The organism is Enterobacter sp. N5-15 (genome assembly GCF_057221635.1).
Genome location: NZ_CM170150.1, coordinates 2229228 through 2250595, shown reverse-complemented (window position 1 = coordinate 2250595; position 21368 = coordinate 2229228). Strand labels below are relative to the sequence as shown.

At 53.3% G+C, this 21368-nt stretch carries 25 protein-coding genes; 17 read left to right on the top strand and 8 right to left on the bottom strand.

Going from position 1 to position 21368, the window contains the following annotated elements; all coding sequences use genetic code 11:
• Nucleotides 1-12 precede the first annotated feature (12 nt).
• A complete protein-coding gene (locus AC2TE5_RS10760; protein ID WP_213329343.1) occupies nucleotides 13-327 on the top strand; it encodes a PTS sugar transporter subunit IIB in 315 nt (104 codons plus the stop codon).
• A gap of 44 nt (nucleotides 328-371) precedes the next feature.
• Here the strand turns inward: AC2TE5_RS10760 and AC2TE5_RS10755 are convergent, their stop codons facing one another.
• A complete protein-coding gene (locus AC2TE5_RS10755) occupies nucleotides 372-740 on the bottom strand; it encodes a MerR family transcriptional regulator (RefSeq protein WP_219322522.1) in 369 nt (122 codons plus the stop codon).
• Nucleotides 741-836: 96 nt separating this feature from the next.
• On the opposite strand from AC2TE5_RS10755, the gene AC2TE5_RS10750 reads away from it, so the two are divergent.
• The 7 genes from AC2TE5_RS10750 (at nucleotide 837) to AC2TE5_RS10720 (ending at nucleotide 8871) form a co-directional block, all read left to right on the top strand.
• The gene (locus AC2TE5_RS10750) at nucleotides 837-1631 is read left to right on the top strand and encodes an SDR family NAD(P)-dependent oxidoreductase (RefSeq protein ID WP_484613223.1); all 795 of its coding nucleotides are present in this window, start codon (nucleotides 837-839) and stop codon (nucleotides 1629-1631) included.
• 208 nt (nucleotides 1632-1839) lie between these two features.
• Nucleotides 1840-2454, top strand: a complete 615-nt coding sequence (locus AC2TE5_RS10745; RefSeq protein WP_213329350.1) for a TetR/AcrR family transcriptional regulator — start codon at nucleotides 1840-1842, stop codon at nucleotides 2452-2454.
• Between the two features lie 74 nt (nucleotides 2455-2528).
• Nucleotides 2529-3638: an efflux RND transporter periplasmic adaptor subunit gene (locus AC2TE5_RS10740; protein ID WP_484613222.1), complete on the top strand. Its 1110-nt coding sequence runs from the start codon at nucleotides 2529-2531 to the stop codon at nucleotides 3636-3638.
• The gene (locus AC2TE5_RS10735) at nucleotides 3635-6724 is read left to right on the top strand and encodes an efflux RND transporter permease subunit (RefSeq protein WP_484613221.1); all 3090 of its coding nucleotides are present in this window, start codon (nucleotides 3635-3637) and stop codon (nucleotides 6722-6724) included. The genes AC2TE5_RS10740 and AC2TE5_RS10735 overlap by 4 nt, the downstream gene beginning before the upstream one ends.
• 34 nt (nucleotides 6725-6758) lie before the next feature.
• Nucleotides 6759-7352, top strand: coding sequence for a TetR/AcrR family transcriptional regulator (locus AC2TE5_RS10730; RefSeq protein ID WP_484613220.1), 594 nt, complete (start codon nucleotides 6759-6761; stop codon nucleotides 7350-7352).
• A gap of 73 nt (nucleotides 7353-7425) precedes the next feature.
• A complete protein-coding gene (locus AC2TE5_RS10725; protein ID WP_213329359.1) occupies nucleotides 7426-8025 on the top strand; it encodes an NAD(P)H-dependent oxidoreductase in 600 nt (199 codons plus the stop codon).
• Between the two features lie 303 nt (nucleotides 8026-8328).
• Entirely contained in the window at nucleotides 8329-8871 is a 543-nt protein-coding gene (locus tag AC2TE5_RS10720; protein ID WP_484613219.1) for a cysteine hydrolase family protein, read from the top strand.
• A 65-nt stretch (nucleotides 8872-8936) separates the two neighbouring features.
• Here the strand turns inward: AC2TE5_RS10720 and AC2TE5_RS10715 are convergent, their stop codons facing one another.
• Nucleotides 8937-9413, bottom strand: a complete 477-nt coding sequence (locus AC2TE5_RS10715; RefSeq protein ID WP_484613218.1) for a WbuC family cupin fold metalloprotein — start codon at nucleotides 9411-9413, stop codon at nucleotides 8937-8939.
• A 267-nt stretch (nucleotides 9414-9680) separates the two neighbouring features.
• Between AC2TE5_RS10715 and AC2TE5_RS10710 the strand changes: the two genes are divergently transcribed.
• Nucleotides 9681-10151: a hypothetical protein gene (locus tag AC2TE5_RS10710; RefSeq protein ID WP_484613217.1), complete on the top strand. Its 471-nt coding sequence runs from the start codon at nucleotides 9681-9683 to the stop codon at nucleotides 10149-10151.
• 47 nt (nucleotides 10152-10198) lie between these two features.
• On the opposite strand, the gene AC2TE5_RS10705 is transcribed toward AC2TE5_RS10710, so the two are convergent.
• On the bottom strand, nucleotides 10199-11122 hold the full coding sequence (locus AC2TE5_RS10705; protein WP_484613216.1) for a LysR substrate-binding domain-containing protein: 924 nt from the start codon (nucleotides 11120-11122) through the stop codon (nucleotides 10199-10201).
• Nucleotides 11123-11146: 24 nt separating this feature from the next.
• The gene (locus AC2TE5_RS10700) at nucleotides 11147-11683 is read right to left on the bottom strand and encodes a MarR family winged helix-turn-helix transcriptional regulator (RefSeq protein ID WP_484613215.1); all 537 of its coding nucleotides are present in this window, start codon (nucleotides 11681-11683) and stop codon (nucleotides 11147-11149) included.
• 130 nt (nucleotides 11684-11813) lie between these two features.
• Here AC2TE5_RS10700 and AC2TE5_RS10695 point away from each other — a divergent pair, with 130 nt between their 5' ends.
• The 4 genes from AC2TE5_RS10695 (at nucleotide 11814) to AC2TE5_RS10680 (ending at nucleotide 15834) form a co-directional block, all read left to right on the top strand.
• Nucleotides 11814-12974 carry an MFS transporter gene (locus AC2TE5_RS10695; RefSeq protein ID WP_484613214.1) on the top strand — a complete coding sequence of 387 codons (1161 nt, stop codon included), beginning with the start codon at nucleotides 11814-11816 and terminating at the stop codon, nucleotides 12972-12974.
• Nucleotides 12975-13056: 82 nt separating this feature from the next.
• Nucleotides 13057-13494, top strand: a complete 438-nt coding sequence (locus tag AC2TE5_RS10690) for a VOC family protein (protein WP_484613213.1) — start codon at nucleotides 13057-13059, stop codon at nucleotides 13492-13494.
• Between the two features lie 256 nt (nucleotides 13495-13750).
• A complete protein-coding gene (locus tag AC2TE5_RS10685; protein ID WP_484613212.1) occupies nucleotides 13751-14752 on the top strand; it encodes a lipase family protein in 1002 nt (333 codons plus the stop codon).
• A gap of 614 nt (nucleotides 14753-15366) precedes the next feature.
• The gene (locus tag AC2TE5_RS10680) at nucleotides 15367-15834 is read left to right on the top strand and encodes a GNAT family N-acetyltransferase (RefSeq protein WP_484613211.1); all 468 of its coding nucleotides are present in this window, start codon (nucleotides 15367-15369) and stop codon (nucleotides 15832-15834) included.
• A gap of 107 nt (nucleotides 15835-15941) precedes the next feature.
• Here AC2TE5_RS10680 and AC2TE5_RS10675 read toward each other — a convergent pair whose 3' ends face one another.
• Nucleotides 15942-16268, bottom strand: coding sequence for a gamma-glutamylcyclotransferase family protein (locus AC2TE5_RS10675; RefSeq protein ID WP_484613210.1), 327 nt, complete (start codon nucleotides 16266-16268; stop codon nucleotides 15942-15944).
• Between the two features lie 116 nt (nucleotides 16269-16384).
• Between AC2TE5_RS10675 and gcvA the strand changes: the two genes are divergently transcribed.
• Nucleotides 16385-17287, top strand: coding sequence for a transcriptional regulator GcvA (gene gcvA / locus AC2TE5_RS10670; RefSeq protein WP_484613209.1), 903 nt, complete (start codon nucleotides 16385-16387; stop codon nucleotides 17285-17287).
• A gap of 108 nt (nucleotides 17288-17395) precedes the next feature.
• Here gcvA and AC2TE5_RS10665 read toward each other — a convergent pair whose 3' ends face one another.
• Nucleotides 17396-17722, bottom strand: a complete 327-nt coding sequence (locus AC2TE5_RS10665) for a winged helix-turn-helix transcriptional regulator (RefSeq protein WP_213329385.1) — start codon at nucleotides 17720-17722, stop codon at nucleotides 17396-17398.
• A 90-nt stretch (nucleotides 17723-17812) separates the two neighbouring features.
• Between AC2TE5_RS10665 and AC2TE5_RS10660 the strand changes: the two genes are divergently transcribed.
• Nucleotides 17813-18139, top strand: coding sequence for a nuclear transport factor 2 family protein (locus tag AC2TE5_RS10660; RefSeq protein ID WP_484613208.1), 327 nt, complete (start codon nucleotides 17813-17815; stop codon nucleotides 18137-18139).
• Nucleotides 18139-18918, top strand: coding sequence for an SDR family oxidoreductase (locus AC2TE5_RS10655; RefSeq protein WP_484613207.1), 780 nt, complete (start codon nucleotides 18139-18141; stop codon nucleotides 18916-18918). Before AC2TE5_RS10660 ends, AC2TE5_RS10655 begins: the two co-directional genes overlap by 1 nt.
• A gap of 49 nt (nucleotides 18919-18967) precedes the next feature.
• On the opposite strand, the gene AC2TE5_RS10650 is transcribed toward AC2TE5_RS10655, so the two are convergent.
• On the bottom strand, nucleotides 18968-19450 hold the full coding sequence (locus AC2TE5_RS10650; RefSeq protein ID WP_484613206.1) for a glutathione peroxidase: 483 nt from the start codon (nucleotides 19448-19450) through the stop codon (nucleotides 18968-18970).
• A gap of 135 nt (nucleotides 19451-19585) precedes the next feature.
• Between AC2TE5_RS10650 and AC2TE5_RS10645 the strand changes: the two genes are divergently transcribed.
• A complete protein-coding gene (locus AC2TE5_RS10645; protein WP_484613205.1) occupies nucleotides 19586-20857 on the top strand; it encodes a serine hydrolase domain-containing protein in 1272 nt (423 codons plus the stop codon).
• Here the strand turns inward: AC2TE5_RS10645 and paaY are convergent.
• The gene (gene paaY, locus AC2TE5_RS10640) at nucleotides 20766-21362 is read right to left on the bottom strand and encodes a phenylacetic acid degradation protein PaaY (protein ID WP_023619119.1); all 597 of its coding nucleotides are present in this window, start codon (nucleotides 21360-21362) and stop codon (nucleotides 20766-20768) included. The two genes, AC2TE5_RS10645 and paaY, sit on opposite strands and share 92 nt — an antisense overlap.
• Between the last annotated feature and the right edge of the window lie 6 nt (nucleotides 21363-21368).

The following is a 21368-nucleotide window of genomic DNA, read 5'->3' as shown; positions in this document are numbered from 1 at the left end:
GAGGTACAAAATATGAAAAAGCTTCTGATATGTTGTTTGTTTGGCAATACCGCAAACTCTCTCGCCAAAAAGATGCAGTCTCTGGCAGAACGCGAAGGCTATCCGCTGATGATTAGCGCCGTTGGGCTGGATAACTTCGCCAGTGTCGCTCCCGCTTTCGATGGTTTCCTCGTCGCGCCGCACATTCAGTATAAACTCGATGAGATAAAAGAAACGGTGGGTAATACGCGATCAATTGCCATTATTGAGAGCCTGCCCTATGCGTCCCTGGACGCGAAGAAAGTGTTGAATTTCGTGAAGGAGCAGATGCCAGAGCTGGCTGCCTGATAGACAAGGCCGCATCGGTTTTGCGGCCTCCTCTCAGCCGCCGATCAAAACGTGTCGACACAAGGCTGGCCGACCTTATTAAGGGCGTTTTTCAGTCTGGCCCTGAGTTCAGTTAACGCCGCTTCTTTCTCTTCAAGCTGCTGCAGCTTGCGGCGCAGGGACGCTTGTTTTTGCTCAGCTGTAAAGTTGTCGTCAACCCAGACAGCTAAAACCTCTGAAATCTCGGCTAAGGTAAAGCCCAGCATTTTGGCATGCTTGATCATGTTTAAACGCTGTAAATCGACGGCGGAATAAACTTTGTAGTTATTGCTGCGATTGGGCTGCGGGATATTTTCTAATAGCCCCTGCCGCTCATAGTAACGCACCGTCTCTTTCGACAACCCCGTTTTCGCACACAGTTCACCAATTCGCATCGCGTCGCCCTCAGCTTGTAAAAATCACGCTTGACCGTGTACCTAAGTACACGGTTTATCCTGTGCAACATACATTAGGGAAACGGGATTAAAGATATGAATTCTTTTGATTATACAGGAAAAACGGCGCTGATTACCGGAGCGTCTTCGGGCATAGGCCGTGATTTCGCCAGACAGCTCGCCGCACGCGGCACGGCTTTGATCCTGGTCGCCCGCTCCGAGCCAAAGCTGCAGGCGCTTGCCGCAGAGTTGGTCAGAAAGCATGGCGTATCCATCACGATAATTGTGCAGGATTTAGTGAAACCGCAAGCCATTCCCCACATTGTGGAACGGCTTGAAACCTTAAGACGCGTCCCCAACATTCTGATCAACTGCGCCGGGTTTGCCACCTATGGGCCATTCGAAAAGCTGTCGATCGACAGGCAGCGTGATGAGATAAACGTGAACTGCCTGGCCCCCGTGGAGCTGACTCACGCCCTGCTGCCGGGAATGCTGCAGCAGGGCTCCGGGGTAATTATTAACGTTGCCTCAACGGCCGCGATGCAACCCGACCCCTATATGGCGATTTATGGCGCTACCAAAGCCTTCCTGCTCTCGTTTTCGAATGCGCTGTGGGGAGAGTATCGCTCAAAGGGTATCCGCGTCCTGGCGCTTTGCCCCGGCGCAACGGATACGGCCTTTTTTGATGTGGTGAATGCTGAGGAAGCCTCGGTAGGCAAAAGAATGCCCGCTGACAAGGTGGTCACCCTGGCGCTGAAGGCCGTGGAGAGTAACCGCAGCTACCTGATTACCGGATGCGGTAACTGGCTTCTGGGGCAGCTACACCGGTTCGTGACGCGCAAGCGTCTGGTGCTCCTCGTTGAAAAAATATTGCGTCCACGCTCGGCTTAAGCAAAAACGGCTCTGTTCAGCGCAAGGGAGTTGCGCTGAAATCCTCGCTTATTGCAGACAGATAGATGCCATAGTGCACGAAAAACAGTGATACACTTACCCCACCTGGTTGATCGTCCCGTCTGAAGGGCTCATGATGAATGACGGTAACCAAAGTACTAAATGGTCACTCGTTGTTAATCGTAGCCTGTCACGCTAAGCTTAAATAATGACTAAAAATATGAATCCCCCATCAGCACGTGGTCCACTTGACCACGCGGTCAGAGAGCAAATCGTCGAAGCCGCTTTTGAGCACTTCGGTCACTACGGCTATGAAAAAACCACCGTCGCCGAACTGGCTAAATCCATCGGTTTTTCAAAGTCCTACATTTATAAATTTTTCGATTCCAAACAGGCTATCGGCGAGGTGATCTGCGCTAACCGCCTGGAGCTGATCATGGCGGCGGTGCTTTCCGCCATCAAGGATGCCCCGTCAGCAAGCGAAAGATTACGCCGCCTATTCAAGGCGCTCACCGAAGCGGGGAGCGAGCTGTTTTTCCACGACCGTAAGCTTTACGACATTGCCGCCGTCGCCGCACGCGAGCAGTGGCCGTCGACAGAACGGTATGCAGAAAGCCTGATGAAGCTGATTGAGAGCATCATCATCGAAGGCAGGCAGGCCGGAGAGTTTGAGAGAAAAACGCCGCTGGATGAGGTTACACAGGCTATCCACATGGTGATGTGTCCTTTTATCAATCCGGTCCAGCTGCAGTACAACCTCGAAATGGCCCCTACAGCGGCGGTGCTTCTCTCTTCACTGATTTTAAGAAGCCTGGCCCCCTAATTTGTGACCATTGACTTTTTTGGTCACTAGTCAGAGAATGCGGATACCGTCCTGTTACGTCAAAAAGGTTTCCCATGCTCAGGCTCACTTCAGCCCGCGTTGCCGTTTGTCTCCTGCCGTTTGCCCTGGTGGCGTGCGGCGATATTTCCGCAAGTGACGATCCGCGCACAAAGCCACCGCTCGTCAGATCCGCATCCGTCGAGCTTGCGAACAATACCGCCCGCGCCTTCACCGGCGTTGTGGTCGCAAGAACGCAAAGCGATTTGGGTTTCAGGGTTCAGGGAAAAATCCTTGAGCGACTGGTTGATACGGGTCAGACCGTCAAACAGGGCCAGCCCTTGCTGCGCCTGGATCCGGTTGACCTGAAATTACAGGCCCAGGCTCAGCAGCGCGCGGTGGATGCAGCCCAGGCGCGCGCGCGAAAAGCCTCCAGCGATGAGGCGCGCTATCGCGGTCTTGTGGCGTCCGGTGCCGTATCTGCTTCGGAGTATGACCAGATCAAAGCGGCGGCCGATACGGCCAGGGCCGATCTCAGCGCCGCCCGGGCGCAGGCCAGCGTGGCGCAAAACGCCACGGGCTATGCCGTACTGTTGGCGGATTCCGACGGCGTGGTCATGGAGACGCTCGCCGAGCCGGGTCAGGTCGTCAGCGCCGGACAGGTGACGATCAGGCTCGCCAGAGCGGGACAGCGTGAAGCGCTCGTGCAGCTTCCGGAAACCCTGCGCCCTGCCGTCGGCAGCGAAGCGCAGGCCACGCTTTATGGCAATGAAGAACACCCGGTCACCGCAACGCTGCGATTGCTGTCTGACTCGGCCGATGCCACGACCCGCACGTATGAAGCCCGCTACGTGCTGGATGGCCTGCTGGCGAACGCGCCGCTGGGGGCGACCGTCACGCTGAATATTCAGAACAATAAAGCGGAAGGTCAGGTCATGCAGGTCCCGCTGGCTTCACTCTATGATGCAGGAAAAGGTCCCGGCGTCTGGCGCATTTCCGCCCAGCCGGCAAAGGTCGAATGGACGCCCGTCAAGGTGCTGAGCGTGGGTGAAGATGCGGTGCAGGTCACGGGCGGGGTGAAGCCCGGTGAGAAGATTGTTGCGTTAGGCGCACATCTTCTGCACGAAGGTGAAGTCGTCAGGCTTGCTAAACAACGCAATGCCGCCCTGGCGGAGAACACACCATGAGCGGAAGCCGCTTCAACCTGTCAGCGCTGGCCGTCCGCGAACGTTCCATCACGCTGTTTCTGATCGTTCTGGTCACGATTGCCGGAATTTATGCCTTCTTTGGGCTCGGGCGCGCGGAAGACCCGCCCTTCACGGTAAAGCAAATGACGGTGATAACCGTCTGGCCGGGCGCCACCGCGCAGGAGATCCAGGATCAGGTCGCCGAACCGCTGGAAAAGCGCCTCCAGGAACTCAAATGGTATGACCGTACCGAAACCTATACCCGTCCCGGCATGGCGTTTATTACGTTGTCATTGCAGGACAAGACCCCGCCTGCCGAAGTGCAGGAGGAGTTCTATCAGGCGCGTAAGAAGCTTGGAGATGAATCGCAGCGTCTTCCGGCGGGCGTCATCGGCCCGATGATCAATGACGAATTCTCGGATGTCACCTTCGCCCTCTTTGCCCTGAAAGCGAAAGGCGAACCGCAGCGGCAACTGGTACGTGATGCCGAAGGCCTGCGCCAGCAGCTTCTGCACGTTCCCGGCGTGAAGAAAGTGAATATTATCGGCGAACAGGCAGAGCGGATTTATATCTCCTTCTCTCATGATCGTCTGGCGACGATAGGACTCTCACCCCAGGATATTTTCAATGCCCTCAACAGCCAGAACGCGCTAGCCGCGGCGGGTTCCATTGAGACCCGAGGCGCGCAAATTTTTATCCGCCTGGACGGCGCGTTCGATGAACTGCAGAAAATTCGCGATACGCCATTTGTCGCTCAGGGTAAAACGCTCAAGCTGTCCGATGTGGCAACGGTTGAACGAGGCTACGAAGATCCCCCGACGATGCTGATACGTAATCAGCATGAACCCGCCCTTCTGCTGGGCATCGTGATGCGCGAAGGCTGGAACGGTCTGGCGCTGGGTAAAGCGCTGGATGCGGCAACGGCAAAAATAAATGATAGCCTGCCGCTTGGCATGTCCCTGACCAAAGTTACCGACCAGTCCGTGAATATTCGCTCCTCGGTCGATGAGTTCATGATTAAATTCTTCGTCGCCCTGCTTGTGGTCATGGTGGTTTGTTTTGTCAGCATGGGCTGGCGCGTGGGAGTGGTGGTTGCGGCGGCGGTCCCGCTGACGCTGGCGGTCGTCTTCGTGGTGATGGAAGCCGCGGGAATAAACTTCGACCGCGTGACGCTGGGCTCCTTGATCCTCGCCCTTGGCCTGCTGGTTGATGATGCCATTATCGCCATCGAAATGATGGTGGTTAAAATGGAGGAAGGTTATGACAAAATCAAAGCCTCGGCCTTCGCCTGGAGCCATACCGCCGCGCCCATGCTGGCCGGAACCCTGGTGACGGCCATTGGCTTTATGCCGAATGGTTTTGCCCAGTCGACCGCCGGGGAATACACCAGCAATATGTTCTGGATTGTCGGCCTCGCCCTGATTGCATCGTGGTTTGTCGCGGTGGTGTTCACGCCCTATCTTGGGGTGAAGATCCTGCCGGCGATCCCCAAAGTCGAAGGGGGTCATGCCGCCATCTATAACACGCCTCGCTATAACCGTTTTCGCCAGCTGCTGGCCCGCGTTATCGCCAGAAAATGGCGGGTGGCCGGGTCGGTGGTCGCCATTTTCATCGTGGCCGTGCTCGGCATGGGTCTGGTAAAAAAACAATTTTTCCCGACCTCCGACCGCCCGGAAGTACTGGTTGAGGTGCAGATGCCCTACGGTACCTCGATTGAGCAAACCAGCGCCGCAGCGGCAAAAATAGAAGCGTGGCTTGGCCAGCAGCCTGAAGCCAAAATCGTCACTGCTTATATTGGTCAGGGTTCGCCCCGCTTTTATCTGGCGATGGCGCCTGAACTGCCCGACCCGTCTTTTGCGAAAATCGTGATCCTGACGGACAGCGAGACGTCACGCGAGGCGCTTAAGCTCCGGCTGAGAGAAGCTGTCGCCAACGGCCTTGCGCCCGAGGCGCGTGTGCGGGTGACGCAGCTGGTGTTTGGCCCTTACTCGCCCTTCCCGGTTGCCTGGCGCGTGACGGGTCCGGATGTCGAACAGGTGCACGACATCGCTGATAAGGTGAAAGCCGTGCTTCAGGCAAGCCCGTTGATGAGAACCGTCAACACCGACTGGGGGTCACGCGTTCCCGTATTGCATTTCACCCTCGATCAAAACCGCCTGCAGGCGACCGGATTAACCTCCAGTGCCGTCGCCGAGCAGCTTCAGTTCCTGCTGTCTGGCGTGCCCGTCACCTCCGTGCGGGAAGATATTCGCTCGGTAGAGGTGATTGGCCGCGCGGCGGGAGATATCCGTCTTGATCCGGCAAAAATAGAGGGCTTTACCCTTGTCGGCAATGCGGGACAGCGCGTACCGCTGTCTCAAATCGGCAAGATTGAGATCGGTATGGAAGATCCGATCCTGCGCCGTCGCGATCGCACGCCGACGATAACCGTCCGGGGCGATATCGCTAACAATCTTCAGCCACCGGATGTGTCGGTCGCCATCATGAAGCAGCTCCAGCCGATTGTTGATACGCTGCCGGCCGGGTACCGAATCGACATGGCGGGTTCAATTGAGGAATCGGGTAAAGCCACGCAGGCAATGCTTCCGCTGTTCCCGATCATGATTGCCCTGACGCTGCTGATCATCATTTTGCAGGTGCGCTCAATCTCGGCGATGGTGATGGTGTTCCTAACCGCGCCGCTCGGGCTGATTGGCGTGGTGCCCGTGCTGTTGATTTTCAATCAGCCGTTTGGCATCAACGCGCTGGTCGGTTTGATCGCCCTTTCCGGCATTCTTATGCGCAATACGCTGATCCTGATCGGTCAAATCGATCATAACCAGAAGGAGGGTCTCGAGCCGTTCCAGGCGGTGGTTGAAGCGACGGTCCAGCGAGCACGCCCGGTCCTTCTGACCGCCATGGCCGCCGTGCTGGCGTTCATTCCCCTGACGCATTCGGTGTTCTGGGGCACGCTGGCCTACACGCTGATAGGCGGAACGCTGGGCGGGACGATCATCACGCTCGTCTTCCTGCCCGCGATGTATGCGATCTGGTTCCGGATCCGCCCAGCGGAACAACGCGTGCTGCACCCCGCAGAAAACGTGTAAACTACCATGAGTAGATAACACATCTGAGGAAAGCATGGTTGTTAAGCGCTTAAGAAAAGAGGACCGCCGCGTGCAGCTGCTGGAGGTTGCACGCGGAATCGTTCGTCAGCAAGGCACGGAGGCATTGACGCTTGGCTACCTGGCCGAGCGGGCCAACGTGACCAAGCCTATCCCCTACGACCACTTTGGCGATCGTGAAGGATTGCTGATGGCGCTGTACCAGGACTATAGCGATCGGCAGCTGGCGAAATTCCGCGAGACGCTGGCGTTCGACAGCAAAACGCTGGAAAAGACGATCCGCTTTTTCAGCGCCGCCTATATCGACTGCGCCATTACCGCCGGGCCTGAAACCGGGCCAATCGCCTCGGCACTGTCCGGTTCCCACGCGTTGCAGACGTTTCGTGAGGCATGCGTAGCCGAATGTGCCGACTGCCTGCGTACCGCGCTTTCCCCTTTTGTTACGCTGAAAGGCGTTCAGGGGGAAGCGGCACTGACGGCCATCATTGGCGCGGCGGACGCGCTCAGCACCGCCGCAGGCAACGGCGTGCTCGCCCGGAACGTGGCGGAAGATACGCTCAGCGGCGCCATGACCGGCGTGCTGGAGACCTACGTGAATAGCACAAAATGATCGCTTTGGACGGATTGACACCTAAGTTACCAATAGTAATATAGGTGTCAGTTCTCACCCATTCGAGGTCGCTATGTCTGCTACAAATGCTATTAATAACGCACTGATCGTGACGGCTCACCCTGTCGACAATTCGTTATCCCATTCGCTGGCTGACCGCATTGCCGGGAAATTACGCGAGCAAGGTACCCAGGTTGAGATTGCCGATCTGCATGCTGAAGGGTTTAACGCAGCGATGACCCGCGCCGATCTCGATTTGTATCACGGCGATCCGAGCGCCCTTCCCGACGATATTCTGCGCGAGCAGCAGCGCGTCGAGCGAGCGGATATGCTGGTGTTTGTCTTCCCGGTGTACTGGTGGTCTGTCCCCGCGCTGTTGAAGGGCTGGTTCGATCGCGTATTAACCCTGAACTGGGCGTATAAGGTGGCCGAAGACGGCCGGATTGTGGGCAGCTTACGTGATGTTCCCGTCCGCCTGATTGCGACCGGCGGCAGCGATCTCAGCGGATTCGACAAACACGGCTATTCGACGGCGATTCAGACGCAGATAATCGAAGGAGTATTTGGCTTCTGCGGGCTGAAGAACGTTAAGCTCGATATCCTTTACGAGGCAGACACGGCGACGCCTGAGCAGGTTGAGGATTTCCTGCAAAGCCTCGGCAATATTAAATAATATCAGCCAGTGAACTTCATATACTTCAGGTGCAACGCTAACGTTGAACCTACCGATGTTAGTGTATTGAAGAGAATCTCTCACCAGCGCTATAACTGGATGCGATAGTTGCGCTAACAGCGAAATAAACAAAGTTCATTACATGGTTAAGTCAGTTCAGCCAACAACCACCCTCACCACCACCGGCACCTTCGGCGGCGTGGGCGTATCTGTAGCGAACGACTGACAGACAGAACCTCAACCCCCGCCAGTCTGGACGGGGAAATATCTCTCCGTTCACCACCCTCTGAATGGAGAAAGAAAATGGTTTCATCTGACAATGCTCTATTAATTATCGACATGCAGCAGGGCCTCTTCCGGGGCCCGGTTTCCCCCAGTTCCGCCGATGCCGTTCTGGCAAATATCCGTTTGTTAATAGCCAATGCGCGGCACGCGCAGGTGCCCGTCTTTTTTGCCCGCCATATCGGGCCAGACGACTCCCCCTTCTCAGAGAAGGGTCCCTTAACACAGCTGATCCCCGAGCTGGACGTAAAGGACCATGATGTTGTTTTCACAAAGCGCTATCCCAGCTGTTTTCGGGATACCGAATTGCTGCGTGAGCTTAATCAGAGAGGCATCAAACAGCTGGTCATTGCCGGGATGAAAACAGAATTTTGTGTCGACACCACCTGCCGGGCCGCGCCGGAGCTGGGTTTCAGGACGGTATTGATTTCAGATGCGCATACCACAATGGACAATGCACATTTATCCGCCAATGACATCATTGCGCATCACAACAGCACGCTGGCCGGTCCGTTCGTGACGCTGTCGACTGCCGGCGACTGGCATTTTAATACGGTCAGTTGAGTGGGCGGGATCGTCTCTCTCTTTTCCGGCGCGCCTTTCCGCGCGCCGGGCACATGAGAAAATAATTACAGCGTAAAACCACCGTCACCCACCTGTGCCTGGGCGTACCATTTCATCAGCTCCGCGCTACCGGGCGCGCTCTCAGCCGGTGACCATGGGGCGGTATCGTGCTCAGGAACAGGCTGGTAGCCGCCGTGTTTTACCTCAAAAATGACGCCGCCTTTATCCAGCGACAGCACGGCATGCCAGGTACCGGCATCCATCTCCAGCACCTTGCAGTCTTCACCTAACACCACGCGCTGGGTCACGTTACCGTTCTCGTCAAAATTCAGCACCAGAAAGCGACCGCTCAGAGCGGTTAACAGTTCAAACGTGTGCGGGTGGCGATGGGGGCGAACATAGGTGCCGGGCTCCATCGCGATGGCCAGGCGCTGCACCGGGTCGCTCAGCTCAGGATGTAAATTGCGATGCGCGCGTAAGCGAGGAGAATTGGCAGCCTGCTCGCTTTGTTGCTGCAGGTCACTGAACGTAATTTGTTTCATATACACCTTTGTTAATGGGGTCAGCGGACGGCAACCCGATTGCCGCAAGACGTTATACCATTCTGAACGGTCGATGAGCGATGGCATTTGTGAAACAAATCGCTGCAACGTGAGGATGTGCGTGATTGCACTCCAAGGCGCAACATTGAGTAAAACTCACATTGATTCCCACTATTTATCGTTTTTCAAAAGTGACGCCCCTGAAATACCATCCACTCATCCCTGGGATAGAAAAAATAAATAATACCAAGCCCGTATGGAGCACCTATGACACTCGATGTTTTATTCCATGTAATGAATATTATCTCGCCACATAAATTTAGCGCCCAAGCAAATGCGCATGAGTTGATAACGTTACTTTCAACAGAAAAGGAAAGTTCAGAGGCGCTATCACCTTTTATCCATCGACTACACCTCCTCTCTTTCGCCCAAAGCAATTCAGCTAACGCCGAAGAGTTGCTCTCAGCGCATTTACCAAAAGAGGATGGGATCCTTCCGCTGCTTGACTTTGCGGAGTGGCCAAAGGTGCGTTACGCCACGTCAGGCGAAGCTCAGACGCGTGAATCTGAGGAGTATTTCCGTGAAATGACGTCGGCTGCCAATCTGTTACGCACTGCGCTGATCGATGCTGAACGCGCAAAAGGGACGCCTGCGCTTAATATTCTGGATAAATTACTCAACCTGAACAGCGCCCTGCCGGAGAGATATAAAAACATGGCGAATATTCCCTACGCATAAATACGTTCAGGATGCGGAATATCTCACAATTAATATTCCGCTATTTATTAAGCCCGATTTTCATTGTAATCAAGACAGACGATATTCAAAGAAGGCACCACCGGCGCGTTAAGGTTAAGCCATGCTAGCAACCGTTCAATACTCTGTCCTCTGAGCGAATTTTTGGGCCAGACAAGGTAATAGCCGTCCCCTGTTGCTATCGCTTCCCTGAAGGGCAGCGCGAGCAGACCGCTTTTCAGCGCGTCGAGCGCGAGGCGGAGATCGGCCATCGCCACGCCGTGACCGTGCATGGCGGCCAGGCTTCCCTGTTCCAGGGTGTCGAACACTATCCCTCGGCTCACGTCGAGTCCGGGGAATAACCCCGTTCTTTTCAGCCAGCGCTTCCAGTCACGTCTGTCCGGCGAGGGATGGATAAGATCGCACTGTGGAAGTTGATGCCGGGCAGAATCAAGCAAAGACGGGGTACAAACGGGAATGAGCCATTCGCTGAAAAGCAGCCTGCTTTCTGTTGATTCGCCGAAATAGCCATTACCGAGCAAGATCGCACAATCGTATGGCTCACGGCTGAAGTCAACGGAGTCAATGTCCATCCAGACGCTGGCTATCTCAACTTTAGGTTTTGCATGGCTTTCACGAAAGATTTTCAGAACGTCAAGAAGCCACCGCATCGTCAGGGAGCTGGGGGCTTTGAGGCGCAGAAGGTGGTTTTCACTTTTAAATGCGCGACAGGCCCACTCGATGCTGGTGAAACTTTCGCTCAAATGTCCGGCCAGAACGCGCCCGGCATCACTGACCTCCACTCTTGGCCCTTGACGTTTAAAGAGCTCACAGTCGAACCACATTTCAAGGGTCCGGACATGCCTGCTGACCGCGCCAGGCGTAATATTCAGTGCTTCAGCCGCTTTGCTGAAGGAGTTAAGCCGCGCGGCAACTTCAAAAGCGCGCAGGGCATATAGTGGCGGTAAAGACATACGTTCCCTTTCTGTGAGATTTAACTATGCAGTGTTTGTATTATCGGCACTCGGTGACTTGTCGCCCAGGTCCTCGGGCGGAAACGTCAGCAGCAGCTCCCTGAGCAGAGACTCAAGCTGCGCGCGCTGCACCTCAGATAAGCTGCTCAGCAGCGCATTTTGGGTTTGTGTATGCACGATCAGCGCCTGTTCGATACGCTCCTGCCCGTGCGGTGTCAGGCTTACGAGGGTGCTGCGCTTATCATCCGGATCGCCAATTCGCCTGATAAGCCCTTGCTGTTCGAGATGGCTGAGCCGGTTCGTCATTGCCCCTGAGGTGATCAGCAGCGATTTATACAGCTGCGTGGGGGAAAGACAGTACGGCTCACCGGCGCGGCGCAGCGTGGCGAGCACGTCAAACTCGCCCTCGCGAAAGCCAAACTGCGCCATGGCCTGCGCCCGTTTTTTTCCCAGATGCTTCATCAGCCGGAGCATTCGGCCAAAAATTTTCATCGACGAGGCGTCCAGCCCCGGCATGGCACGGCTCCACTGGTCGACAACAAAGTCTACATGGTCTTTCATTTTCACCCCTGATGGCGTGGGTATTTATCCTGTTGTGCGGTACATCTTACGCAAAAACAGATTTTATCTTAACGTTAAGATAAATGCTCGCAGCAATTTGCGCGAGCCATTCACAACCGAAAAGGACTCCATGTTGAAACGCACGTCGCCTTTACTCTTCGCCGTTATCGCTTTTATCGTCGGGCTGAACCTGCGCCCTATTCTGGCTTCTGTCGGACCGTTGTTTTCCGTGCTGCAGCGCGAAGCGGGACTGACCGCTACGCAATTCAGCCTGCTGACCACCCTGCCGGTCGCGATGATGGGGCTGGCCGCCTTATGTGGGCCCTGGCTTTTAGCCAGAGTCGGCGCCGTACGGGGAATTATGTTCGGGCTCTTCATCCTGCTTGTGGCCTGCTTATTACGCGGTTTTAGCGCCTCACCGCAGAGTCTTATGGGCACCGCGTTACTGGGCGGGTCAAGCATAGGCACGATCCAGGCGTTAATGCCTGCCCTGATCAAAAAGGAATATACGCAAACGGCCAGCACGGTAATGTCGCTTTTCAGCACGGGCATTATGGCCGGTGCGGCAGTCGCCGCCGCCAGCGCCGAGCCGTTGTTTTCATGGCTAACGCTGAAGCCCGCGCTGGCAATGGCCGGGCTGTTAGCGCTGCTGGCGCTGATACTGTGGTTGACTCTGGTTAAGCATCCTCGCGAGGAAAAAACAGCACACGAAACCGTTACGCTCTCGTCCTCCCGTACCGCACTACTGTTGCTCTTTTTCGGCGTGGGAACAGGAGCCTACACGCTGGTATTGGCCTGGCTGCCCCCGCTCTATATTCAGGCGGGATGGTCCGCACGCAGCAGCGGCTACATGCTGGCCTGGCTGACGTTAACCGAGGTTGTCGCAGGGTTTGCCGTCTCCGCGCTGATCGGTAAATTCCCCGATCGTCGCGTGCCGCTGATCGCCGTATTGCTGCTTCTGCTGGCGGGATTACTGTGTCTGGTCTTTTCGCCGGGTACAACGCCAGTGTTATCCACGTTGCTGCTTGGCACCGGGATCGGCGCCCTCTTCCCGCTGTCGCTCATCGTCACGTTCGATCATGCGCGAACGCCCGCGCAGGCCGGGAAATTACTGTCTAAAGTTCAGGGAGGTGGATATATGCTCGCCGCGCTTATGCCGTTAATTGCCGGGATCGTTCGCGACAGTTCGGTCTCGCTGACCAGCGCATGGCTGATCATGAGTGCAGGAGTCGTGCTGCTGATCGTCATCGCGCTGAATTTTAAACCCGTCGTGGACGTGCAGGCACAATGAATGCGATACCAGAATTGAGAGTCGTATTTCAGCCGGTCGTAAGATAAATTCAGGGTGAATTTCACCTCATTCAGGAGTGGAGATGTCGCAGACGCTACCAGAAATTGATGTCTTATTTGTCGCCGGGTTCGGGCCCATTTCGCGGGATACGGAGTCCAGCACCGCGTTCTATGTCCAGACGCTCGGCCTTCCGCTGAAGCCGATGGAGGGGAACAGCGATTATCTGCTCACTGAAGAGGGTCAGCTGGAAGGCGTGAAGCATTTCGCCGTCTGGCCGCTCGCACAGGCGGCCGCGTCCTGTTTTGGAGAAGAACAGTGGCCAGTTGAGCACCCGATACCGCAGGGCTGGGTTGAGTATGAGGTTCAGGATCTGGACTCGGCTACCCGCGTTCTGAGTGATAAAGGCTATCGGTTACTGGTGGCTAACCGTATGGAACCGTGGGGGCAAACCGTCACTCGCCTGCTCAGCCCGGAGGGTTTGCTTACGGGGCTGACGATTACACCGTGGCTGCGGGGGTAATGGGTTTTGTTGTAGCGCGAAGCAGACTTGCATAAGGGTAGTGTCTGCTTTGAGCGAGGAGCGGACTTTTTCAGTCATTATCTAAACATTCAGGCCAAGTAATTTGAATCGCCATTGAATGTGTTTTATATGCACATGAAGTGCCCCTAATATGAAAGAGAAAGTTCAAGATTTCGTAGTTTTTACCGATGATGTCGGTATTACATGCATTCAATGTGTGGGTTGCATCAGCCAGATTCATTAGAGGGGAGCCGATTTGTACACTTATGCAATAGAAGAGGTTCAGGACATTCTGTATCGAATTGATACGGATATGAACATGACCCGAGAACAGCAAAGGGACAAGCTAAACTACGTCTGCGCTATGTTTGCAGAACTGGCGTATCACTATGTGCCCGAAGCAGAGATAGGCTCTAACAAGCGTGCGAAGATCATTTCCAGCGAGGCTTACAAGCAAATTCTTAAACGTAAGATGGCAAGTAGTGTAGACATAACACCCTACGTATCACGGCAACGGAATGAAGGTGAGTTGCCACAAAGTTTTATTGTCACAACCGAGCAAGTTGTAGCCATAGGACATGTTTTTGGAAAAAGATTGTTTATCGCTTTCAGAGGAACAAAATTTACATTAGGTGCCGACTGGTACACTAATTTTCAGGCAAAAAAAGTGCCAATTCCTGGAGGCGGTTTTCCATGGACAAAAAGGATATCCGGACGTAATCCGGGCCTTTTTCACCGAGGTTTTTTAATAGAGGCGTGTCGTATTTCTGCCCTTATCAATACAGAGTTAACCCTGCGCGGCTTTGGTCATGTCGAAGAGGTGTACCTATCTGGTCATTCTCTTGGAGGGGCTGTAGCCTTTCTCTCACAGCAGTTCCTCAGAGTTGGTCAGGTAGCTCGAATATTTATTTATGGCGCGCCACGTAGCAGTAATGTTCGTGGATGTATTGATAAAAAGTTCAAGTACCCAATTCAGGTTCGTCATACAGGCGATCCCGTTCCTACGGTCCCACCTTTAACATTCCGCTATGTAGACTACCCTTTAGAACTGAATACCGATGGTAATCATTATCGGGACCCAAGCTTTTTGGAGTGTCCGTTTACTTCGATCTTCCGTTGGTTATGGTGCTTATGTGGGCTTGGCAAGTCACATTTTATGGAAATTTACCGTAAAGAATTAGGGGTAACGGCAGGGGCAGTAGGCGCTGAATTGGAACTTGTTCCTATGAAAAGGCTAACAAACAAACAACTTAAATGAATGCTATGTACTCAATTTGGGCTGGTTTATGCATAGGATAAAATCATTATATGCACATGAATTTTTTTTGTAAAACTTCACGAAAACTATGCAACCATGACTGTCATTCCAAGTAATGGAGAATATGTGATGCCAATTTCTATTAAAGCCACGACAAACACCCGTACAGGCATCAGGGGAGTACAGCGATATGGGGATATGTATCGCTGGCGTGTTAATGCTGTCAGGTTCAGAAGCCTAACAGGACAAGATCCAACACCGTCATTCATTGCCCGTCTTAATGAGCGTAAATCCGGATGTGTAGACTCAGCTAGTTTTTATACGATTGAGGATGCTGGGGATGACCTTTGCCAGTTCTTAAAAGCGATGACTGGAGTTTCATTTGAGTACTAATGATCTGACACGAAATTACTCTTTATTCTTTTCATAATGTCCGCTTCTGGCACCAAGCGGACCGCCTGAAGCGCCATTAGGCCAGCTTTAAACGAACAGCAGACGCAATCCCTCATTGATAGCAGCAGCAGGCTTTAACTATTGGGAAGCAGCACTGATAGCACGATTTTACATCAAGTGATAAGGTCAGGTTTCCCATAACCTTATGAGAAGGTACGTCCGTGAGCATTTCAGAGAAGTATGAGTGGCATAAGGATAACTACCTGGTGAGTACAGACAGGGAAAAACTGGATGTACAGGCTATCCATCGCTATCTGACGAGGTCGAGCTGGGCTAAAGGGATTGACCTGTCAATTGTAGGCGCATCAATTGAAAACAGTCTTAATTTCGGCGTTTACCATGATGAAAAACAGATAGGTTTCGCGCGTTTGATAACAGATTACGCAACATTCGCTTATCTATGTGATGTTTATATTCTTGAGGAATATCAGGGAGAGGGCCTGGGAAGATGGATGATGCAATGCATACATCATCATCCCATCTTTGAGCAGCTTCGCAGAATCATGTTGTTTACAACAACAGCTCCCTGGCTCTATCAAAAATTTGGGTACGAACCCATTAATCGGGAAAACTATGCATGGAGTATCACCCGGCCTGATATTTATACCAATGGAATAAATCGCGGCTGACCTACGCTCATATTCATCTCCAGGCTGGCCAGTTTCCCCCTGACTTTACAGTGTCCGCTCCTGATGCCCAGGCCATTGTGTAACCCGCTTACAGCGGGCCTTATAGTTTATGCTTTGAGCATATAGATACATGATGGAACTGTCTGACCGCTAGATATGGTTACCTCTACCGTAACCCGTTCATACTCAGCACCTTCGAACTCATCGAGTATGTGCCAGTAATTATGTAAATTCTCAGACGTGAAAAGAAAACCCTGAACACGATTACCAGAGTCATCCAGTACAATCCCCGGATAACCCATCTCTGCACCCCAGCCTTTCTCTAATAGAGAACCACCAACGTGGCCTTCCTGCCATGTTCCCCCAATATTTTCAAGAATATGAGCATTAGGCCGACCCGGGCCGAGTGTCCCGTAAACAAACAAACTTTCCATGACTTCTCCGCGTATCGCTATGAAAAAGATAACGTTCTTTGTGCTAATTTTGATTTTCGGACTCTGGCCTGACAAATCATTTGTTCTCACAACACGCGTGAATTATTATCACGCGTATGATATTCGATCGCCTCCCCCCATTGCAGACGCTGTGCGCTTTTGAAGCCACTGCCCGCCTCTCAAGCATGACACTCGCGGCAGCGGAGTTGCACGTTACGCATGGCGCGATAAGCCGGCAAATCCGGAAGCTCGAAGAGCATCTGGGGTTAAAGCTATTTTTCAGGCTGACACGACAGATAATACTGACGGAGGAAGGGGCTGAATTTCACCATGTGGTTACCCGTCTTTTGAGTGATTTAATGAGGGAGTCCGAGCGTCTGCGTGGAAGAAACCTGATAAAGAGTTTACGTATAAGTACAACGGTTTCATTTGCCAGTAAGTGGTTAGCACCACGTCTCAATCGGTTCAGGCAGAGATTTCCTGAATTTAATATTGAACTGGATGTTACTGACATTAATGTAGATCTTAATGATGGTCAGGTAGATGCTGCAATTCGTTACGGCCTTGGCAATTATCGAGATGTTTCGTCTGAACGTCTGTTCGATGAAACAGTCACCCCTGTCTGTAGCCCAGATTTTCTTGAGAAACATAATGGCCTGACAGAGGTTAAGGGGCTTTTAAACTGCGTTCTTCTTCATGAGTACAGAATGCTGGCGAACTGGAAAGCATGGTTTGAGTTGGCCGGAGAAAATAATTTTAGCTGCCACCAGGGGCCCTTATGGACTCTTGGCAGCATGGCGACTGAGGCTGCCATACGTGGCGAAGGTGTTGCTCTGGGACGCAGCGTTCTTATTGCAGATGATGTAGCTGCTGGAAGGCTTGTTGTTCCGTTTCCACAGTATAAACTTAAGGCTGAGCGGGGTTACGATTTAGTCTACCGTTCAGATAATCAGGATTCATTAAAAATCAACATTCTAAGACAATGGATCTCTGAAGAAATGAGTTTGCTGAAAGATTGAATGGCGCGCTAGAAAGGTCCGCTCCTGCGCCAGAGATACGAACTGACCGAGTAGCAGGTTCGCTGTGAACAAGGAGCTGACATCAACGCTTTAATTTACCCGTTATACCTAAGCCTCGCGCTTTTCCGCCCATTTCAGCATTGCATCGAGAGCCGGGCAAAGCTCCTTCCCCCAGTCAGTGAGTCGATATTCAACTTTCGGTGGCACCTGGGGATACACCATACGCGAAACAATGCCATCGGCTTCCAACTGTCGCAGTTGTTGTGCCAGCATTTTCTGCGAAATTTCCGGGATCAGTTTTTGAAAATCAGAATAGCGCTGTACTTTTCCGTCGAAGAGATGAAACAGAATAATTAATTTCCAACGACCTTCCAAAACTCGCAAGACTTGCTCCACGCCGCTTGCGGCAGATTCCGGGCTATATAACTTACTCATAGTTCAATTACTCACTTTTTCGTGCGTACTTGTCAATTTCACAGTCTATGTTAAAAATTCCCGTACTGTAAATAACGGGAGTTTAGAGTAATGTCATTATCACTGCCGAAAGCTATTTCTACCTATTTTGCAATCAGTAACGGTGCCGATACTGCAGGCATTAAACACTGTTTTACCACCGAAGCCGTTGTGAAGGATGAAGGTAAAACGCATCAAGGACATGCGGCAATTGAAGCCTGGCAACGTGCCGCGCAGGCTGCCTTTGACTACAGCGTTGAGCCAATTGAAGTACTCATCGAAAATAACCTTGTAACGGTCACATCGAATGTAGTTGGTAATTTTCCCGGCAGTCCATTAATGCTCAAACATGCTTTCGGTCTTGTTGGTGACAGAATTAACACTCTGGAGATTGTCTAATGCCAATGAATCTTGATTTTCGAGGCAGGCGCGCGCTCGTTACAGCAGGCACAAAAGGGATCGGCAAAGCTGTTGTTGCGCTTTTAAAACAGCAGGGGGCCACGGTAATAACCACCGCTCGCCACATACCCACAGAAACGATTGCAGACGCTTTCGTTGCGGCAGATTTGACCACAATAAAAGGATGTGAATTAGTCGCGGAAGCCGTTCAGAAGTACCTGGGGGGTGTCGATATCATCGTCCACATAGCTGGGGGCTCTACTGCACCCGGCGGTGGCTTTGCAGCGCTGAGTGAGGAAGAGTGGCAACAGGAACTCAATCTTAATCTGTTGTCTGCGGTACGCTTAGACCGTGCTTTGTTGCCAGGAATGCTGGTGCAGCAGGACGGGGTGATCATTCACGTCACCTCTATTCAGCGCGAGATGCCACTACCGGAATCGACAACTGGATATGCGGCGGCGAAAGCGGCGCTGTCGGCGTATAGCAAAAGTCTGTCGAAAGAAGTATCCCCAAAAGGGGTTCGGGTGGTTCGTGTTGCGCCTGGCTGGGTAGAAACCGAAGCGTCGGTAGCGATGGCGGAACGACTGGCGGAACAGGCAGGCACGGACTACGAGGGGGGTAAGCAGATCATTATGAATGCACTTGGTGGTATTCCGCTGGGCCGCCCCTCAAAGCCCATTGAAGTGGCGAGCCTCATCGTCTTCCTTGCCTCTTCCTATGCTGCCAGTATTACGGGTACGGAATATGTAATTGATGGCGGCACCATCCCCACTGTGTAATCCTGTAACTTAAACGGCGGCTTATTTTGGCCGTTTAATTTCACGACTCTCACCTTCCCAGCGCTGCAACAACTATCCCCTCCATTTTCTCTGGCGTCGTCATCGGCGCAAAACGCTTGAGTGGTTTACCGTCGCGGCCGATCAGGAACTTGGTAAAGTTCCACTTGATCCGCCCACCCAGCACGCCGGGCAATTCGTTTTTCAGATAACGAAACAGCGGGTGCGCTGCGCTACCGTTAACCTCGACCTTCTCGAACATCGGGAAGCTCACGCCGTAGTTGATATAACAGGTTTTCGAAATTTCGTCGGCGCCGCCGGGTTCCTGTTTGCCAAACTGGTTGCAGGGGAAGCCCAGCACCACTAACCCTTGAGCGGCGTATTTCTTGTATAGCGCTTCAAGGCCACCGTACTGTGGCGTGAAGCCGCACTGGCTGGCGGTATTAACGACCAAAACCACCTTTCCCGCATAGTCGGCCATAGAGATAAGCTGCCCGTCCAGACGGGTGGCGGTAAGTTGATAAAAGCGAGTCATACTGAAATCCTCAAAGCAGGCCGAAAAGTCGCGGTGACCATCAACAGGGACGCCACCGTTAGAAAGTTTACATTCAAGCTGGCTATTTGTGATACATTCCCGGCGCGTCAATGACCACCACACTCGCTATCAGGTATGCAGAACATAACAAAAAAAATTCACTGGCTTCTGCTTACTCTCCCACTCCTCAGCGGTTGTGGCACGCTCTCGCAAATGTCCTCCCCGGAAGGTACTCAGGAACTTCTCACTCATGATTCGCTGGATGGCGACGTTGACAGCGTGGTGCGTCACTATATGGCGCAAAAATCCGTTCCCGGGATGACGGTCGCGGTGATCCATAATCACGGCTCACCGCAGTTTTATACCTGGGGCGTAACCGATGCGGTCAATCGCTATCCGGTCAGGCCCGACACCCTGTTTGCGCTCGGCTCGCTCAGCAAAGGGATCACGGCGGAAGTGGTGGCTTGTCTGGTGAATGAAGGGCAACTGAACTGGAACGATAACCTGGCGACAATGCTTCCGCCGGGGACGCCGCTTAGCGCGGATGCACAAAAAATCACCCTGCTTGAACTGGTAACCCACACCTCCGGCCTGCCGCGTCAGAATATGGATGTTCCGATGCTTGGAAAATTCATCAGCTACTTAAGCACGGGCGATAATTTCTACGGTGAGCTGGATAGCGATAACGTGCTGCGCTACCTCGCCGACTGGCGAGCGCCAAAGAATAAAGTGCCGCAATACTCCAATACCGGCTACGCGCTGATCGGCTATATTCTGAAACACAAAACCGGCGAAGATATCCAGAGTTTAGCCTCGCGCTATATTTTCCATCCGCTGCAAATGGCTAACAGCAGCTTTACGCCCCGGCAGCTAAAAGGGTACCCCCAGCGTGCGCTTGGCCACGCGGGCGATCAGCCGAAATTTATCCCGCGCGGGCAGCTCACCCCTGACTGGCATTTTTCCAATAACATGGTGGCGGCAGCGAGCCTATACAGTAACGCCGAAGATCTGGCGACCTATGCCCGCTATCACGTCTCAACGACCCACAATCCCTTGCTGGACAATGTCTTTGCCGAAGTGAGAAATACCGATATTCAACGTCCCGACGGGGTACAGGGTATTGCCTGGACCACCGACTTTATCGGTCTGGAAAAAATCACCTACCAGGTCGGCTATATCGGCGGCTACTCCAGCTTTATCGGCTATGACAAAGAAAAAGGCAATGCGGTGGTGGTGCTGCAAAATACCTTTAACTGGAGTAATTACATTGGCATCGCGCTATTAATGGATATGGCGAAAAAAGACAGTCTAATCCCTACACCGCCGACTTCGGCCTTAAATTCTCATCAAACGTCAGCCGTTTCCGGTCAGGCTCAGCCTCGCGCAGCGGCTCCACCTGGTGCATAGTGAGCTTGCAGCGCTCCACCAGCACCTGATACTCCCGCGTGCCCTGCTGCTTCCATGCCAGCTCCTGCTCGCTGAGTTCGCGAATCGCTTTGGCAGGGCTACCGATAATCAAATGGTTGGCGGGCATCTCCGCTTTCGCCTTCACGAACGCCGCCGCGCCGACGATGCTGTTTTCACCGATGACCGCGCCGTCCATCACCACCGCGTTCATGCCCACCAGCGCATTGCGACGGATCACGCAGCCGTGGAGAATGGCGCTGTGGCCGATATGCCCGTCCTCTTCCACCACCGTGTCCTGCTCCGGGAAACCGTGCATCACGCAGTTGTCCTGAATGTTGGCACCGTCTTTCACCACGATACGGCCAAAATCACCGCGCAGGCTGGCGTTAGGACCAACATAAACGCCTTTGCCCAGAATCACGTCCCCAATCAGCACCGCCGTCGGGTGAACATAGCTCTCGTCAGGCACGACCGGCGTCAGACCGTCAATTTGATAAACTGGCATCTTCAC

Bases quoted from the DNA above. Each gene is read 5' to 3' on its own strand.
- gcvA (WP_484613209.1), top strand. From the start codon at position 16,385: ATGATATTCGATCGCCTCCCCCCATTGCAGACGCTGTGCGCTTTTGAA.
- AC2TE5_RS10730 (WP_484613220.1), top strand. From the start codon at position 6,759: ATGGTTGTTAAGCGCTTAAGAAAAGAGGACCGCCGCGTGCAGCTGCTG.
- AC2TE5_RS10735 (WP_484613221.1), top strand. From the start codon at position 3,635: ATGAGCGGAAGCCGCTTCAACCTGTCAGCGCTGGCCGTCCGCGAACGT.
- AC2TE5_RS10690 (WP_484613213.1), top strand. From the start codon at position 13,057: ATGTCGCAGACGCTACCAGAAATTGATGTCTTATTTGTCGCCGGGTTC.
- AC2TE5_RS10720 (WP_484613219.1), top strand. From the start codon at position 8,329: ATGGTTTCATCTGACAATGCTCTATTAATTATCGACATGCAGCAGGGC.
- AC2TE5_RS10715 (WP_484613218.1), bottom strand. From the start codon at position 9,413: ATGAAACAAATTACGTTCAGTGACCTGCAGCAACAAAGCGAGCAGGCT.
- paaY (WP_023619119.1), bottom strand. From the start codon at position 21,362: ATGCCAGTTTATCAAATTGACGGTCTGACGCCGGTCGTGCCTGACGAG.
- AC2TE5_RS10755 (WP_219322522.1), bottom strand. From the start codon at position 740: ATGCGAATTGGTGAACTGTGTGCGAAAACGGGGTTGTCGAAAGAGACG.
- AC2TE5_RS10650 (WP_484613206.1), bottom strand. From the start codon at position 19,450: ATGACTCGCTTTTATCAACTTACCGCCACCCGTCTGGACGGGCAGCTT.
- AC2TE5_RS10750 (WP_484613223.1), top strand. From the start codon at position 837: ATGAATTCTTTTGATTATACAGGAAAAACGGCGCTGATTACCGGAGCG.
- AC2TE5_RS10760 (WP_213329343.1), top strand. From the start codon at position 13: ATGAAAAAGCTTCTGATATGTTGTTTGTTTGGCAATACCGCAAACTCT.
- AC2TE5_RS10660 (WP_484613208.1), top strand. From the start codon at position 17,813: ATGTCATTATCACTGCCGAAAGCTATTTCTACCTATTTTGCAATCAGT.
- AC2TE5_RS10710 (WP_484613217.1), top strand. From the start codon at position 9,681: ATGACACTCGATGTTTTATTCCATGTAATGAATATTATCTCGCCACAT.
- AC2TE5_RS10700 (WP_484613215.1), bottom strand. From the start codon at position 11,683: ATGAAAGACCATGTAGACTTTGTTGTCGACCAGTGGAGCCGTGCCATG.
- AC2TE5_RS10675 (WP_484613210.1), bottom strand. From the start codon at position 16,268: ATGGAAAGTTTGTTTGTTTACGGGACACTCGGCCCGGGTCGGCCTAAT.
- AC2TE5_RS10665 (WP_213329385.1), bottom strand. From the start codon at position 17,722: ATGAGTAAGTTATATAGCCCGGAATCTGCCGCAAGCGGCGTGGAGCAA.
- AC2TE5_RS10745 (WP_213329350.1), top strand. From the start codon at position 1,840: ATGACTAAAAATATGAATCCCCCATCAGCACGTGGTCCACTTGACCAC.
- AC2TE5_RS10705 (WP_484613216.1), bottom strand. From the start codon at position 11,122: ATGTCTTTACCGCCACTATATGCCCTGCGCGCTTTTGAAGTTGCCGCG.
- AC2TE5_RS10695 (WP_484613214.1), top strand. From the start codon at position 11,814: ATGTTGAAACGCACGTCGCCTTTACTCTTCGCCGTTATCGCTTTTATC.
- AC2TE5_RS10645 (WP_484613205.1), top strand. From the start codon at position 19,586: ATGCAGAACATAACAAAAAAAATTCACTGGCTTCTGCTTACTCTCCCA.
- AC2TE5_RS10725 (WP_213329359.1), top strand. From the start codon at position 7,426: ATGTCTGCTACAAATGCTATTAATAACGCACTGATCGTGACGGCTCAC.
- AC2TE5_RS10655 (WP_484613207.1), top strand. From the start codon at position 18,139: ATGCCAATGAATCTTGATTTTCGAGGCAGGCGCGCGCTCGTTACAGCA.
- AC2TE5_RS10740 (WP_484613222.1), top strand. From the start codon at position 2,529: ATGCTCAGGCTCACTTCAGCCCGCGTTGCCGTTTGTCTCCTGCCGTTT.